This window comes from Lelliottia sp. GFLA7 (assembly GCF_056490165.1).
Genome location: NZ_JBWLAQ010000003.1, coordinates 319,314 through 335,062, shown reverse-complemented (window position 1 = coordinate 335,062; position 15,749 = coordinate 319,314). Strand labels below are relative to the sequence as shown.

The window sequence follows — 15,749 nt, the reverse complement described above, 5'->3', positions numbered from 1 at the left end:
TTATCCTTGCGCCGCGGCGTCAGAGTCGGATTTTGCTTACTTGCCAGGGTCTCCTTCCCCTCATACCGGGATGCGACGGCGTTCAAAATTTCCAATTTCTAAACCAAATCCTAACAACAGCACAATTTAGTGACACTAAAATTGCAGCTGTGTGACTTCGCTATTAAATTGGTTTCCCAAAAAGTCATCAGCTGGCCAGTAAAGAGACTGGCGCTATTGAGGATAATGCTGTTGTCAGAGTTTATATCCCTTACCCTTTTCCTGGCTTCCATTGGCATTTATGCGTGGAAAGCGGGTCGCAATACCTGGTGGTTTGTTGCCACGCTTCTGGTATTGGGCATTTTTATTGTTTTGAACATTACCCTGTACGCCAGCGATTACTTTACCGGTGATGGTATTAATGACGCCGTACTTTATACCCTCACCAACAGCCTGACGGGCGCAGGTGTGAGTAAGTACATACTTCCGGGTGTAGGTGTTGCTCTGGCGCTGGTTGCGGTGTTTGGGACGCTGGGTTGGGTCCTTCGCCGTCGCCGTCACCATCCGCACCATGTGGGTTACAGTCTGCTGGCATTGATGCTGGCGCTTGGGTCGGTCGATGCCAGCCCGGCGTTTCATCAGGTGACCGAGTTGGTAAAATCCCAGTCGCGCGATGGCGACCCGGATTTCACGGCCTATTACAAAGAGCCCGCTAAATCTATTCCCAATCCAAAACTCAACCTGGTGTATATCTACGGAGAAAGTCTTGAGCGTACCTATTTTGATAACGATGCGTTCCCAAACCTGACGCCAGATCTCGGTGCACTTAAAAACGAAGGGCTGGATTTCAGCCATACCGCGCAACTGCCTGGCACGGATTACACGATTGCCGGCATGGTCGCGTCCCAGTGCGGCATTCCGCTGTTTGCGCCCTTCGAAGGCAACGCCTCCGCTTCGATGTCGAGTTTCTTCCCGCAGAATATTTGCCTGGGCGATATTCTGAAAAACTCCGGCTACGAAAACTACTTTATGCAGGGCGCAAATCTGCGTTTCGCTGGCAAAGACGTGTTCCTGAAATCCCACGGGTTCGAGCACCTGTACGGCGCTGAAGAGTTAAAAACCACCGTCGCCGACCCCGCTTATCGCAATGACTGGGGGTTCTACGACGACACGGTGCTGGACGAAACCTGGAAAAAATTTGAAGAGCTGTCTCAATCCGGCAAGCGCTTTTCTCTGTTTGCGTTGACGGTCGACACGCACCATCCGGACGGTTTTATTTCGCGCACCTGCCAGCGTAAAAGTTACGCAATTAATGGAAAAGCAAATCAGTCATTCAGCGCCGTCACCTGTAGCCAGGAACATATCGCCGCCTTTATCCATAAAATCAAAGCGTCACCGTACTTTAAAAACACGGTCATTGTGGTCTCTTCCGACCATCTGGCGATGAAAAACACCGCATGGGATGCACTGAACAAACAGGATCGCAGCAATTTATTCTTCGTCCTGCGCGGCGATCAGCCTCAGCAGGATGTCATTGCCACCAAGCGGAATACCATGGATAACGGCGCCACCGTGCTGGATATCCTGGGCGGTGACAACTTTATCGGGCTGGGGCGCAGTACCCTGTCGGGGCAGTCGCTGTCAGAAGTGTTCCTGAACATGAAAGAAAAAATTCTGGCGTGGAAGCCGGACGTCATCCGCCTGTGGAATTTCCCGAAAGAGATGAAAGCGTTCACCATCGACCAGCAGAAAAACATGATTGCGTTTTCAGGCAGCCAGTTCCGTCTGCCGCTGCTGCTGCGCGTCTCCGACAACCGCGTCGAACCGCTGCCAGAGAGCGAATATTCTGCTCCGCTGCGCTTCCAGCTCGCTGATTTCGCCCCAAGGGATAACTTCGTCTGGGTCGATCGCTGCTACAAAATGGGTCAGCTCTGGTCACAGCCGCTGTCCCTCTCGACGGACTGGTGTGTATCCCAGGGTCAGTTAGGCGGCCAGCAGGCGGTGCAGCATGTCGATAAAGATCAGTGGAAAGGCAAAACGGCGTTTAAAGATACGGTGATCGATACCGATCGCTACAAACGTAACGTCGATCTGCTCAAAGTGGTTGATAACGACATCCGCTACAAAGCGGACAGCTTCGTGTTTAACGTGGCCGGTGCGCCAGAAGAAGTGAAGCAGTTCAGCGGGATTTCTCGCCCTGAGTCATGGGGGCGCTGGTCAAACGCTCAGCTTGGCGAAGAAGTCAAAATCGAATATGCCGAGCCGCTGCCCGAGAAATTCGATCTGGTGATCACCGCGAAAGCGTTTGGTCCAAACGCCAATAAACCCATTCCGGTGCGTATTGGCGATACACAACAGATGCTGACGCTTGGCAATGAGGTCACCACCACCACGCTGCATTTCGATAATCCGTCGCGCAGTCGCACCGTCGTGATTGTCCCGCCGGAACCGCAATCGACTAACGAAGGCAACATCCTCGGGCATTCACCGCGTAAACTGGGTATTGGGATGGTCGAAATGAAAGTGGTCCGGAGCGACGGCTAGCGTTAATAAGAAAGCACAAGAAAGGAAAAGCGCCCCGCCTGAACAGGGCGCTTTTTTACATCAGAAGGTTTCCCAGTTTTCACCGGACGTGGTTGCCGCAGCTTTACGTGCTTTCACTGAGGTAGCGGGCGTTTTAAGACCGGCCTGTTCACGCGATTTCACCTGTTCCTGCTGAATACGGAACACCGCAACCGCCTGCGTCAGACGACTCGCCTGCTCTTCCAGTGCTGCCGCTGCAGCCGCAGATTCTTCCACCAGCGAGGCGTTCTGCTGAGTCACACGGTCCATCTCGGCAACGGCCAGACCCACCTGGTCGATACCGCGGCTCTGCTCATCAGAGGCAGAGGCGATTTCGCCCATGATATCGGTCACGCGGGTTACCGCATTCACGATTTCACCCATCGTTTCACCGGCGCTTTCTACCAGCGTAGAACCCAGCTCAACGCGACCAACTGAATCTTCGATCAGGCTCTTAATTTCACGGGCTGCCTGGGCACTTCGTTGCGCCAGATTGCGCACTTCGCCAGCCACCACCGCAAACCCACGACCCTGTTCACCCGCACGCGCCGCTTCAACCGCAGCGTTCAGTGCCAGAATGTTGGTCTGGAAAGCAATTCCGTCGATTACGCTGATAATGTCAGCAATCTTCTGCGAACTGCCAGCGATGTCACGCATGGTTTGCACCACGTTATCCACCACTTTTCCGCCTTTCTGCGCGGTCTCGGACGCGCTCAGCGCCAGATTGCTCGCCTGACGGGCGTTTTCGGCGTTCTGCTTCACGGTTGCGGTCAGCTGTTCCATGCTGGCAGCGGTCTCTTCCAGAGAAGCGGCCTGCTGCTCCGTACGGGAAGAGAGATCGTTGTTACCGACGGAGATTTCGCTCGCGCCGCTGTAAATCGCATTCGCGCCGTTACGCACATCACCCACAGTACTCACCAGCTCACTCTGCATATGACGCAGAGTGTCAGCCAGCTGTCCCATTTCGTTAGTGCCTTCGACATCAATACGCTTCACCAAATCGCCGCTGGCGATATGACGAATGCTGTCGATCAGACGGTTCAGCGGAGAAATCAGAGACTGCTTGATGCCCAGCCAGACGCTAACAATCACTACCAGCACGGCGATCAGCACGCTAATCAGCACCCAGATAGCCTGAGTGTAAGAGCTGTTGCTGTCGGCGACGGCGGTTTCGTAGAGATGGTCATTCTGCTGCAGATAATTCACATATTCTTTTTCGAAACCGTCCTGATAGCTCTGAGTCGGTTGATCGAAGAAGTCATTGATTTTACCAGCACCCAGTAGCTGGATAAGCTCAGCCAGCGCACCGTGATAAATATCGTAGTTACGCTTAATTTCCTGAGCTGCAGCATCGCTCTGACGCGGATCGCGCGGCAGGGCTTCGTAGTCGGCCCAGTTTTTTTCCGCCTGCTTCAGGGAAGTCGACGCAATCTGCATCAGATCGTTCACGGTTGCACCGCTACCGATATTGCTCTGATCCATCATGTAACGGATACCCGCGCGATTCAGGGTATTACGTGTTTGCAGCAACGCAACCCAGCTGCCGTTAAGCGTGGACTGTTGCTGGCGAATAGTTTGAAGAACAGTGAAGTTTTCTTTGTCATGCTTCAGGGCATTAAAGAAAAGACCACCGGATGTCAGTTGTAAAAGGCCGAATATAGCCAAGACCAGCAACAAGCTGGTGACAATCTTGATACGATTTAACATGTTTTCTCTTTCCATCAGACAGATAACAGAATTTTCGGCCTGGATAGTGAAAACTTTAAGGAAATCGTGTTGATGATTTGCGTGACTACACGTCATTTCACAAAAAATTATTAATGTTTATCCTAAATCGGGCCGTTATATATCCATAAGATAAATTTTTGCTTTGTGGCACTGACATATTCTGTCAGTGCCATTGGCATCATTCAGACTTATTCATGTCAATAAACGGGAATAAATTATGACAACTCCTGCCCGGAGTCGCTCTGCTGAGCGGCTCGTCGATATTCTTATGGAGCTGCATATAAACGGTGTTGTTCACCGCAGCGACCTGATGCAAAAATTTAAAATTACTGAACGAACGGTATATCGCGATCTAAATGCGCTCTCACCCATTGTTCAACACGCCGGTAACGGTCAATATCGTTTGATTCACGCCACACCAAGTTCCCGCGGCCAGGGGTTGCACAACGCCGTGGCTAACCTCCTGAATGCGGATAGTTTTTTCCCGGACAGAGGAGCCGCGTTTTGGCAGAATCTGGAATCACGCGTGGAAGAGAACCATATTCTCATCCTCAACAATGATGCAGAACATACGGTACAAAAGGATATTCGCCTCTATCTGACGGCTATCGAGAAATCGATTAAAAACCGCCATGTTTGCCAGATGACATATAAAGACAAAACGCGATCGGTAAATCCCTACAAATTAATTAACAAAAAAAATATATGGTATTTACAAGCCACCGAAAATGGCAGGTTAAAATCATTTTCACTGAGCCAAATAAGCTGGTTTGATATTCAAAAAGAGACGTTTATTCTGGATCCGCATACTCAGGAATTACTGGAGAAAAATCTCGACCCATGGGTAAGTGAAGAGACTTTCGAAGTAAAAATATTTACCAATAATAATATTTCTCACTATTTTAAGCGCCGAGACCTGCTACCCGAGCAGGACATCGTGGCGGAAAGCCATGAGGGGATCACTATCCACTGCCAGGCGGCGCATGAGAACCAGATCCTGCCGCTGATCTTTTACTGGCTGCCCAATATTCAGATCGTAGAACCCGAGTGGCTGCGGGTGAAGCTTTTCGAGACGCTCGAAGGCTACCTGTCGACCGCTCACGCAGAATCACTTGAAGAAACACCGTGATCTCAATCACATAATACTGACCACTGGCGGCGAGACTTAACCACTCGCCCCTCGCTTTGACCGCTTAGCCTCCACAAACAACCACTCACCGATTTACCTTCCTTTACACGCGCGCAGATCTGGCAAGATCGCCTCAGCATTAATCAATACTTCCTCACAACGAACTCTGACCCTTTTTACAGTTAAAAAAACCAGGTCTAACTATGGATACTAAAAAACTTCTTAAGCACGTACCCTGGGCACTCCTCGGGATCCTCGGTGCGTTCTGTCTGGCCGTTGTTGCATTACGTCGGGGCGAACACGTCAGTGCCCTGTGGATCGTAGTCGCATCGGTCTCTGTCTATCTGGTCGCGTACCGCTATTACAGCTTGTACATCGCGCAAAAGGTCATGAAGCTTGACCCAACGCGTGCCACACCGGCGGTCATTAACAATGACGGCCTGAACTACGTTCCCACTAACCGCTATGTACTGTTTGGTCACCACTTTGCCGCGATTGCCGGTGCGGGTCCGTTAGTCGGGCCAGTACTTGCCGCACAGATGGGTTATCTGCCAGGCACGTTATGGCTGCTCGCAGGCGTTGTGCTGGCGGGTGCGGTGCAGGACTTCATGGTGCTGTTCATCTCGACGCGCCGTAACGGTGCTTCGCTGGGTGAGATGATCAAAGAAGAGATGGGCCGCGTGCCGGGCACCATTGCCCTGTTCGGCTGCTTCCTCATCATGATTATCATCCTCGCGGTACTGGCGTTAATCGTCGTGAAAGCGCTGGCGGAAAGCCCGTGGGGCGTCTTCACCGTCTGTTCAACCGTGCCGATTGCGCTGTTCATGGGCATTTACATGCGCTTCCTGCGTCCGGGACGCGTCGGTGAAGTGTCGGTCATTGGTATCGTGTTGCTGGTCGCCTCCATTTACTTCGGCGGTATTATTGCGCACGACCCGTACTGGGGCCCGGCGCTGACCTTTAAAGACACCACCATTACCTTTGCCCTGATTGGTTACGCGTTTATCTCCGCGCTGCTGCCGGTCTGGCTGATTCTGGCACCGCGTGATTACCTGGCGACATTCCTGAAAATCGGCGTGATCGTCGGTCTGGCGATTGGCATCGTGATCATTAACCCAGAACTGAAAATGCCTGCGGTCACGCAGTACATCGACGGCACCGGTCCGCTATGGAAAGGCGCGATGTTCCCGTTCCTGTTCATCACCATCGCCTGTGGCGCGGTGTCTGGCTTCCACGCGCTGATCGCTTCCGGCACCACGCCGAAGCTGATGGCCAACGAAACCGACGCACGCTTCATTGGTTATGGCGCGATGCTGATGGAATCGTTCGTGGCGATCATGGCACTGGTTGCGGCGTCTATCATCGAACCGGGTCTGTATTTCGCGATGAACACCCCGCCAGCAGGCCTCGGCATCACCATGCCAAACCTGCATGAGATGGGCGGTGACAATGCCGCACTTATCATGGCGCAGTTGAAAGACGTTAGCGCCCACGCGGCGGCGACCGTCAGCTCCTGGGGCTTTGTTATCTCCCCTGAGCAAATCATGCAGACCGCGAAAGACATCGGTGAACCGTCCATTCTGAACCGTGCCGGTGGCGCGCCTACGCTTGCCGTCGGTATCGCACACGTGTTCCACAAAGTATTACCGTGGGCGGATATGGGCTTCTGGTATCACTTCGGGATCCTGTTCGAAGCGCTGTTCATCCTGACTGCGCTTGACGCTGGTACCCGTGCGGGCCGCTTCATGCTGCAAGACTTGCTCGGTAACTTCGTGCCGTTCCTGAAGAAAACCGACTCTCTGGTCGCCGGTGTTCTGGGTACAGCAGGCTGCGTCGGTCTGTGGGGTTACCTGCTGTATCAAGGTGTTGTGGATCCGCTGGGCGGAGTGAAGAGCCTGTGGCCACTGTTCGGCATCTCTAACCAGATGCTGGCGGCGGTTGCCCTGGTACTCGGCACAGTTGTTCTGGTGAAAATGAAACGCACCAAATACATCTGGGTGACCGTGGTTCCAGCGATGTGGCTGCTGCTTTGCACCACCTGGGCGCTGGGTCTGAAGCTGTTCAGCACCAACCCGCAGCTGGAAGGCTTCCTGTATATGGCTAACCAGTACAAAGAGAAAATCGCGGCGGGCAGCGGTGACCTTACGGCTCAACAGATTGCCAACATGAATCATATCGTGGTGAACAACTACACCAACGCCGGTCTGAGCATTCTGTTCCTGGTCGTGGTTTACAGCATCATCTTCTATGGCATCAAAACCTGGATGAAAGTGCGTAACGCCGACGGTCGTACGGATAAAGAAACCCCGTATGTGCCAGTGCCGGAAGGTGGCGTGAAAACTTCTTCACACCATTAATCCCTCTCCCCTCACGCTCTCTCACAGGAGAAAGCATGAGGGGAACAAAGCCCGGCGGATCCCCTCGCTGGGCTTTTTCTTATCAGGATGCGTTATGTTTGGTAACTTAGGCGAAGCAAAAAAATACCTCGGTCAGGCGGCAAAAATGCTGATTGGCATTCCGGACTATGACAACTACGTTGAACACATGAAGACCAACCATCCGGATAAGCCGTACATGACCTATACCGAATTTTTCCGCGAGCGTCAGGAAGCGCGCTACGGCGGAAGTGGAGAAGGCGGCGTACGCTGCTGCTAAAGGAGAAACCATGACACCGATTGCCGTTACCCTACTCACCGGTTTTCTCGGCGCGGGTAAAACCACCCTGCTGCGCCATATCCTGAACGAACAGCACGGTTTTAAAATCGCCGTTATCGAAAACGAATTTGGCGAAGTCTCCGTTGACGACCAGCTGATTGGCGATCGCGCCACCCAGATCAAAACCCTGACCAACGGCTGCATTTGCTGCACCCGCTCCAGCGAACTGGAAGACGCGCTTCTCGATCTGCTCGACAGCCGCGATCGCGGCGACATTGAGTTCGACCGTCTGGTCATTGAATGCACCGGCATGGCCGATCCTGGCCCGATTATCCAGACCTTTTTCTCTCACGATATCCTCTGCCAGCGCTATTTGCTGGACGGCGTGATCGCGCTGGTCGATGCGGTCCATGCCGACGATCAGATGAACCAGTTCACTATCGCGCAGTCGCAGGTGGGTTATGCCGATCGCATTCTGCTGACCAAAACCGACGTCGCTGGCGACAGCGAAAAACTGCGTGAACGTCTGACGCGCATCAACGCCCGCGCGCCGATTTACACGGTCACGCACGGCGATATCGATCTGGCACAGCTGTTCAACACCAACGGCTTTATGCTGGAAGAGAACGTCACGTCGAAGCCGCGTTTTCACTTTATCGGCGACAAGCAAAACGACGTGTCATCTATTGTGGTCGAGCTGGATTATCCGGTGGATATCAGCGACGTGTCGCGCGTAATGGAAAACCTGCTGCTGTCATTTGCCGACAAACTGCTGCGCTACAAAGGCATGCTGTGGATTAACGGCGAGTCAAACCGCCTGCTGTTCCAGGGCGTGCAGCGCCTCTATAGCGCCGACTGGGACCGCCCGTGGGGCGATGAAACGCCGCACAGCACAATGGTCTTTATCGGGATTCAGTTGCCGGAAGAGGAAATCCGCGCAGCGTTTACAGGCTTGCGTCACTAACGTCTCCTCTGTCCGCCACCGCGGTTTTCGGCCAAAGGCTTCACCTTTTTAGCCGAGCGTCACAGTGCTTATCTTTACGCGACACAAAAAAACGGGCGACATCTCTGTCGCCTGCGGTGTCATCACACTGTGAGGTTACTGGCGAACCACCACCAGTTTCTGGTTCACAAACTCTTTAATCCCCAGATCTGACAGCTCGCGTCCGTAACCGGAACGCTTCACGCCACCAAACGGCAGCTCGGCGGCGGTATCCGTCAGCCAATTGATGTACACCATTCCGGTTTCAATCTGCGACGCCATTTTCTTCGCGCGTTCGATATCACGACTAAACACCGCGCCACCCAGCCCATAGTGCGAATCGTTCGCCAGGCTGACGGCTTCATCGTCACTTTTCACGACATAGACCTGCGCAACTGGGCCAAAGAACTCTTCGAAATACGCCGGATTGTCGCGAGAAATGTGCGTCAGAATCGTCGGCTCGAAGAAGTTACCTTCGCGCTGCACCGGCTTGCCGCCAAAGTGCAGCTTCGCGCCATTCTTCACCGCCTCGTTCACCTGTTTGGTGAGCGTCTCCAGCGCATCTTTCGACGACAGCGGCCCTAACGTGGTGCTCTCGTCAAACTGATCCCCCACTTTCACTTTGCTGAAGGCTTCGGTGAATTTCGTCAGGAATTGATCGGCGATTTTTTCGTGAAGAATAAAACGTTTGGCGGCGGTACAGACCTGTCCGGCGTTGGCGAGTCGGGCCTTCACGCCGATCTCCACCGCTTTTTCCAGATCGGCATCGTCCAGCACCACGAACACATCGTTACCACCCAATTCGAGCGTTGATTTTTTGATGTGCTTGGCCGCCTGTGCTGCCACCACGCTACCGGCCTTTTCAGACCCCGTCAGCGCCGCGCCCTGGACGCGCGGATCGGCGATAATGTTCGCGACCTGATCCGACGAAATAAACAGATTGGTCCAGGCACCGTCCGGCGCACCCGCTTCGCGCACCAGATGTTCAAAGGCCTCAGCGCAATGCGGCACGATACTGGCGTGTTTCGCGATAACCGGATTACCCGCTGCGAGGTTAGGCGCCAGGACACGCATTAGCTGATAGAACGGGAAATTCCACGGCTCAACGGCCATCACCACGCCGATGGGGTGATGTTCAACCCACGCATCGCCGAGTTCCGTTTTGTAGGTCACCGGAGCCAGAAACTGCTTCGCATTATCCGCGTAATAACGCGCGATTTGCGCACAGAGTTTCACCTCGCTGCGGCTTTGCTCAATGAGTTTCCCCATCTCCTGGCTGGCAATTTTTGCCAGCTCTTCCGTACGGCTGTCGATCAGATCGGCGAGTTTATGCAGCACGGGAAGCCGCTGGGAAATATCCCCTTTCGCCCATTCAGAATGGTAAAGCGCATCAGCGGTTTTTAACGCCGCTTCGACATCAGCGTCGGTATGAGAGGGATACGCTTTGATAAGCTGGTTGTTAGCAGGATTCACTGTCTGATAAGCCATTTTGGTCTCCTTAATTTACCGCTTAGGGGAGTAAGGGTAGTCAAGATGACTGGCTTTTGACGTAAAGTTGGGTATATCCAGAGGTTTCTGATAAAGGTCTGGATAACGTTTTTTGCACTTTCCCCACGCTCCGCTCTATCCTTAACCCATGGAAAAATTAGCTGAACTTAAACGCGCCAAACTGTTGGCGCTGTCGCTACTGCTGATTGCAGTGGCCACTTTTATTGTCACCCTCTTTCTGCCACAGACCTTCTGGGTGCGGGGCGTAAAGGCTATTGCCGAAGCGGCGATGGTCGGTGCGCTGGCGGACTGGTTTGCGGTGGTGGCGCTGTTTCGTCGCGTGCCGATCCCGTTTATTTCACGCCACACGGCGATTATCCCGCGTAATAAAGATCGGATTGGCGACAATCTCGGGTTGTTCGTGCAGGAAAAATTTCTGGATACGCAGTCGCTAGTGGCGCTGATCCGCCGCTACGAACCGGCGCAGATGATCGGCAACTGGTTCAGCCAGCCGGACAACGCCCAGCGCGTCGGACAGCACTTAATACAGGTCATGAGCGGGTTCCTGGAACTCACCGACGACGGACGCATTCAGCGCTTACTGAAACGCGCGGTACACAAAGCTATCGATAAAGTCGATTTCACACAAACCAGCGCGGTGATGCTGGAAAGCATGACCAAAAATAATCGTCACCAGGTTTTGCTGGATGTCATCATTTCCAAATTGATCACGCTGATTCAAAAAGAGAGCTCACGCGAATTTATCGCCGCGCAGATCGTCCACTGGCTCAAGACCGAACATCCGCGTAAGGCGATGATGCTGCCAACCGAATGGCTGGGCGATCTAAGCGCGGAGCTGGTGTCGGATGCGGTCAACGCGATCCTTGATGATATCAGTCACGACCGCACCCATCAGATTCGACAGGCGTTCGACCGAGCCACGCTGAAGCTTATCGACAACCTGAAGAACGATCCGGAAATGGCGGAAAAAGCCGAGGACATCAAACATTATCTGAAAAATGACGAGGCTTTTAACCGCTATCTGGGCGAGATGTGGGCCGATCTGCGTGCCTGGCTGAAAGCCGATATGCAGAGCGAGGATTCCCGCGTGAAGCAGCGTATTGCTAACGCCGGGCAGTGGTTTGGCGAGACGCTGGTCGCCGACGCCAGCCTGCGCGCGTCATTGAACGAGCATCTGGAGCAGGCGGCGCATCGCGTGGCGCCAGATTTTGCGTCGTTCCTGACGCGCCACATCAGCGACACCGTAAAAAGCTGGGATGCCAAAGATATGTCGCGCCAGATTGAGCTGAATATCGGCAAAGATCTGCAGTTTATTCGCGTCAACGGCACGCTGGTGGGCGGCACCATCGGACTGATTCTGTTCTTGCTGTCGCAGCTGCCCGCCGTGCTGTCACACTATTCGTCTTTTGGCGGTTCGATAACGTAACGCGTCGGCTCAAAACAGTTCAGAATCAGATGCACCAGGAACACCAGCGTCAGCGTGGCCACCAGCGCCACGGTGACGGACACGATGCGGTACAAATCGCTAAACACCAGATCGCCATCGGGATGCATGTTTTGACCAAACATAATGCCGATGGTGGTGATACTGGCAAATCCCACGCCCGCACCCACTTTTTCCATCACATGCAGACGCGCGCCAAACGCCAGCCCGAGGCCGATCAGTGGCATCATCAGCACCATATGGCTGGTGTGATCGTAGAGCAGCAGCTGCATCACCAGAATGTACAAGCAGCCCAGCACCACGCCGACCACGCGCCAGAGCGAGCTCATCACCGCGCCGCGATAGTGCATCGGGAATAAAATCAACACGCCCGCCATCAGCGCCGACAGGGAATCGCTTAAATCACTGATCTGAAAGACGACAAAAATCAGCGTCGCCACGGTGCCTGAAAGCAATGATTCGTGGCGCACGCGGGCGGCGTTTTTCTCGATCAGCGGCGGGCGCTGGCGCGGCTCGACGTCCGGCAGCAGAAAGTGCATCAGCGCGCTCAGGCACACCGCCATCACGCTGGCCTCGATGTTTGAAAACAGCAACGTGTGCCAGTTAGTGCTGGGATAGCTCATAAAGTTGAGCATCACGCTTTGACACACCACGCCCATCGAGCCAAACAGGAACAGCGGCCCCTGGCTCATAAAGCGAAAACGCATCACGTACAGCGCGAACACCACCAGCGTCATGATCAGCGGCCATTGCGACAAATAGCCGATGATAATCACCATTTCGACGCAATTTATCGATGCGCTGAAGACAAACTGTTTTGCCACGTGACGATTAAAGACCGGCACCAGCGACAGCAGCATGATGGGATAGACCACGTAAAACACGCCGTAGGTGGTGTTGTAAAAGCTCGACACGCTGAGCGCAATCATCCCGGCAAAGACGATGCGCAGCGTCTGGCGAAAATCATTGGGCGTATAAACAATATTGCCATGCGGGGTAAATACCCGCGCAAGTGTGTTAATAGACATAATCAATAAACATAATGCAGCAGGCTGACGAGATGAATTTGCAGCCCCGAGAAGAAGCGCGCAAACGGTCCTTCGCTGTTATACAGCTGCACAGTGGCACGTGCGCCGGTCGGCAGATGTTTAGGCAGCGCTTCGTCCAGCGCGATATGAATGCGCATACGCTGTGCGTCACGCACCCAGCGATTCGACGTTTCCGGCTGCGACAATTCCCCGTTTACCGCTTCCTGACCGGCCAAAATCCCGGCGTCACTGCTGGAGACGTGGGCGCGGAAAACGCGGCCTGGGAACGCATCAAATACCACGGCGGCGTCCGTTCCCTGATGGGTATGACGCAAACTTTTCTCGCGGAAATCGGCCACGATATCAGTCTGATTATTCACCAGCGCCAGTGCGGCAGCGCCGGACGAAGCGTAAAAACCGGGGCTGAGCTGAACGTTACTCACCGTGCCGTCTGCCTGGGCGTAGACTTTGGTCCAGCTCAGATTCAGCTCAGCCTCTTCCAGCGCATTGCGGTATTTTTGCAGCGTCACGTTACGCTTTTCATCCCGCTCGCCGCGTTCAATGCGCAGGTTATGGATGTTGGCTTCCAGATTTGCCACCGATTGCTCGCTGCTCTGCCAGGTGGTGCGGACCTTATCCAGATCCGCCTGGGACACATTCTGCATTGTGCTGAGGCGCTGATAGCGCTCAAACGTTACGCGATCGTTGCGGGCGGTGAGCTGCGCCGTTTTCAGGCTAGCCTGGGCGGCGACAATCTGGGCATCCAGCTGTTGGTTCGCGAGTCGCGCCTGTTCGAGCGCGATTTGCGCGGCCTCGACTTTATTGCGAAACGGCGTGGGATCGAGTTCAAACAGCACGTCGCCCTTTTTCACCTGACTGTTATTGTGCACATGCACTGCCGCCACATAGCCGGAAACGCGTGCAGAAACCGGCGTCACCACGCGCATGACGGTGGAGTCCGGCGTCAGCGGGATCCAGATATCGGCAACGATAAAATAGACAAACATCAGCAGGAAAGAGGCAATACTCACCCTTACCCAGCGGGCAAACTTTTGTTCAGGAGTCATTTTTAGATCTTGTTATCTTCTTCGCGGATTGTCCGCAAATTGCAGGCGATTTGATTTAATGTTGCGCTGAAAATATCGAGATGTTCAGGCGCAATATTTTGCGATACGCGAGCCTGAAATTCCTCAATCACACGCGTGAGGGTTTTCAGCACCGCTTTGCCTTCCGGCGTGAGTGTCAGCAGCCGGATGCGCTTGTCATAAGGCGATGTGGTGCGCAGCAGATAGCCCTGCTTTTCCAGCTGTGTCAGCGTGCGCATCAGCGGCGGCAGTTCAATGCCCTGCACTTCCGCCAGCTCGCTCATCGAGACGTTTTCTCCCAACTGCTCAAGCTGCATCATCACCGTCCAGCTCGACTGGGTTAACCCCGTATCAAGAATGGCGTCGTCAATCACCGCGCGCCATTGCCGCACAATCATTGCCATCCGCATGCCCATCGGCCTGCGGCAGAACAGATCTTCTTCGCTCATGGGAAACCCTCTCATCACTCGCGGACAAGATAATAGTTATCAGGGTAAGTATCAAGAAACGAAGGATGAAAGAGCAGGAATTGCCAATACAGGTTAGCGAAGATCGTCAGAAAATCTTACCCCGTCACAAGCCGCTGGCTCGTCAGATAGTTTTCGATGGCGATCCACTGGGTCAAGCGCATGAGAAGCGTTAAAACAGCCGCCGCCAGCGTATTTTCATTCAGGTATTCAGCGGTTACCGTATGTTGCCTGGCCGCAGCAAAAGAGACGCCTTCCACGACAAAAAACCCCTCAAAAAATCGCAAAAGATGGTAGTAATCTTTCCGGATACAATGCGGGATGGCGTCCGCTTTAATGTCACTCAAGCACTGGTGATAAACTGCCACCTTCTTTTGCTGAAAATCCAGGTTCCCGGTCAAGACCAGCAGCGCAGCCTCCAGCTTTTTTTGTGCCGTCATCATTTTTTGCATGCTTTAACCCTCACACCTTTTTTTGCATTATGCGTTGTGATCCAGTTTCTTATAGAGACCGGTCAAATTGGTAACAGCATATTTTTTGTAGATATTTCGTCGATGATGACTGACCGTTTTCCCGGTCACATTCACGAAGCGTGATATCTCTTTATTCTTTTTACCCGAAACAATATAAGGCAGGAGCATCGTCTCCATTTTCGTTAAGCTTTGCTGCTTCTCAAGCTGATACCAGCGCCTATTTTTGAAAATAGTAATTTGCTGCTCTGCCTGCGCAAAATGCGCCAGGCAGGCACTTAATTTGCGAACAGAACTTTTACAGTCGATCGTTAAATCAGCGACGGTATTAATTAAAATATTTTCAATCGTGCTTTCAAAGCACGAGTCACGGGTAATAAAAATAAGATAACTTTGTGCATAGCGATTCTTTATTTCCAGCAACGCATTTAACGATTTTGTATCAGATTGACCATAATCGACAACAATTGCCTTCGCCCTTTCTATCTTATCTTTACTGACTTTTTTAATATCATCCACGTAAAGTACATTACGGAAGGCTGGCGCTTCCGACAAATGCATCTCCACCAGCATTTCAAAGCCTTTAATGAAATAGCCACAGGAGGTTAATACAATAATCATCGTCCATAACCCTATTGTTTACACGGATTAACTCATAATCCCCATAAAACTGTTTAATTACAATTAACAATATTCCAGAGGATTATAGGA

Annotated in this window: 13 protein-coding genes; 6 read left to right on the top strand and 7 right to left on the bottom strand. The window is 53.0% G+C overall.

Features of this window, described 5'->3' with window-relative positions:
• The first annotated feature begins 231 nt into the window (after positions 1 to 231).
• Positions 232 to 2,523, top strand: coding sequence for a phosphatidylglycerol--membrane-oligosaccharide glycerophosphotransferase (gene opgB, locus AC07RN_RS11880; RefSeq protein WP_478336450.1), 2,292 nt, complete (start codon positions 232 to 234; stop codon positions 2,521 to 2,523).
• A 60-nt stretch (positions 2,524 to 2,583) separates the two neighbouring features.
• On the opposite strand, the gene tsr is transcribed toward opgB, so the two are convergent.
• Positions 2,584 to 4,248 (bottom strand): methyl-accepting chemotaxis protein, encoded by a 1,665-nt coding sequence (gene tsr / locus AC07RN_RS11875; protein ID WP_235134676.1) that lies wholly within the window; start codon positions 4,246 to 4,248, stop codon positions 2,584 to 2,586.
• A gap of 238 nt (positions 4,249 to 4,486) precedes the next feature.
• On the opposite strand from tsr, the gene AC07RN_RS11870 reads away from it, so the two are divergent.
• From AC07RN_RS11870 to yjiA, 4 genes are all read left to right on the top strand, one after another.
• Positions 4,487 to 5,398, top strand: a complete 912-nt coding sequence (locus AC07RN_RS11870; RefSeq protein ID WP_449554760.1) for a helix-turn-helix transcriptional regulator — start codon at positions 4,487 to 4,489, stop codon at positions 5,396 to 5,398.
• Positions 5,399 to 5,601: 203 nt separating this feature from the next.
• Positions 5,602 to 7,755, top strand: a complete 2,154-nt coding sequence (locus tag AC07RN_RS11865; protein ID WP_012015921.1) for a carbon starvation CstA family protein — start codon at positions 5,602 to 5,604, stop codon at positions 7,753 to 7,755.
• Between the two features lie 94 nt (positions 7,756 to 7,849).
• Positions 7,850 to 8,053 carry a YbdD/YjiX family protein gene (locus AC07RN_RS11860; RefSeq protein ID WP_003856610.1) on the top strand — a complete coding sequence of 68 codons (204 nt, stop codon included), beginning with the start codon at positions 7,850 to 7,852 and terminating at the stop codon, positions 8,051 to 8,053.
• 10 nt (positions 8,054 to 8,063) lie between these two features.
• Positions 8,064 to 9,017, top strand: a complete 954-nt coding sequence (yjiA, locus tag AC07RN_RS11855) for a GTPase (RefSeq protein ID WP_478336449.1) — start codon at positions 8,064 to 8,066, stop codon at positions 9,015 to 9,017.
• 135 nt (positions 9,018 to 9,152) lie between these two features.
• Here yjiA and AC07RN_RS11850 read toward each other — a convergent pair whose 3' ends face one another.
• The gene (locus tag AC07RN_RS11850; protein WP_478336448.1) at positions 9,153 to 10,523 is read right to left on the bottom strand and encodes an NAD-dependent succinate-semialdehyde dehydrogenase; all 1,371 of its coding nucleotides are present in this window, start codon (positions 10,521 to 10,523) and stop codon (positions 9,153 to 9,155) included.
• 148 nt (positions 10,524 to 10,671) lie between these two features.
• Here AC07RN_RS11850 and AC07RN_RS11845 point away from each other — a divergent pair, with 148 nt between their 5' ends.
• Entirely contained in the window at positions 10,672 to 11,970 is a 1,299-nt protein-coding gene (locus tag AC07RN_RS11845; RefSeq protein WP_478336447.1) for a DUF445 domain-containing protein, read from the top strand.
• On the opposite strand, the gene AC07RN_RS11840 is transcribed toward AC07RN_RS11845, so the two are convergent.
• The 5 genes from AC07RN_RS11840 to AC07RN_RS11820 form a co-directional block, all read right to left on the bottom strand.
• On the bottom strand, positions 11,940 to 13,016 hold the full coding sequence (locus AC07RN_RS11840) for a DUF2955 domain-containing protein (RefSeq protein ID WP_478336446.1): 1,077 nt from the start codon (positions 13,014 to 13,016) through the stop codon (positions 11,940 to 11,942). The genes AC07RN_RS11845 and AC07RN_RS11840 overlap by 31 nt on opposite strands.
• A gap of 2 nt (positions 13,017 to 13,018) precedes the next feature.
• Positions 13,019 to 14,083, bottom strand: coding sequence for an HlyD family secretion protein (locus tag AC07RN_RS11835; protein ID WP_478336445.1), 1,065 nt, complete (start codon positions 14,081 to 14,083; stop codon positions 13,019 to 13,021).
• A gap of 2 nt (positions 14,084 to 14,085) precedes the next feature.
• A complete protein-coding gene (locus tag AC07RN_RS11830; RefSeq protein WP_478336444.1) occupies positions 14,086 to 14,550 on the bottom strand; it encodes a MarR family winged helix-turn-helix transcriptional regulator in 465 nt (154 codons plus the stop codon).
• 116 nt (positions 14,551 to 14,666) lie between these two features.
• Complete coding sequence (locus AC07RN_RS11825; RefSeq protein WP_478336443.1) at positions 14,667 to 15,020, bottom strand: hypothetical protein; 354 nt, start codon at positions 15,018 to 15,020, stop codon at positions 14,667 to 14,669.
• 27 nt (positions 15,021 to 15,047) lie between these two features.
• The gene (locus tag AC07RN_RS11820; RefSeq protein ID WP_012015913.1) at positions 15,048 to 15,659 is read right to left on the bottom strand and encodes a LuxR C-terminal-related transcriptional regulator; all 612 of its coding nucleotides are present in this window, start codon (positions 15,657 to 15,659) and stop codon (positions 15,048 to 15,050) included.
• Between the last annotated feature and the right edge of the window lie 90 nt (positions 15,660 to 15,749).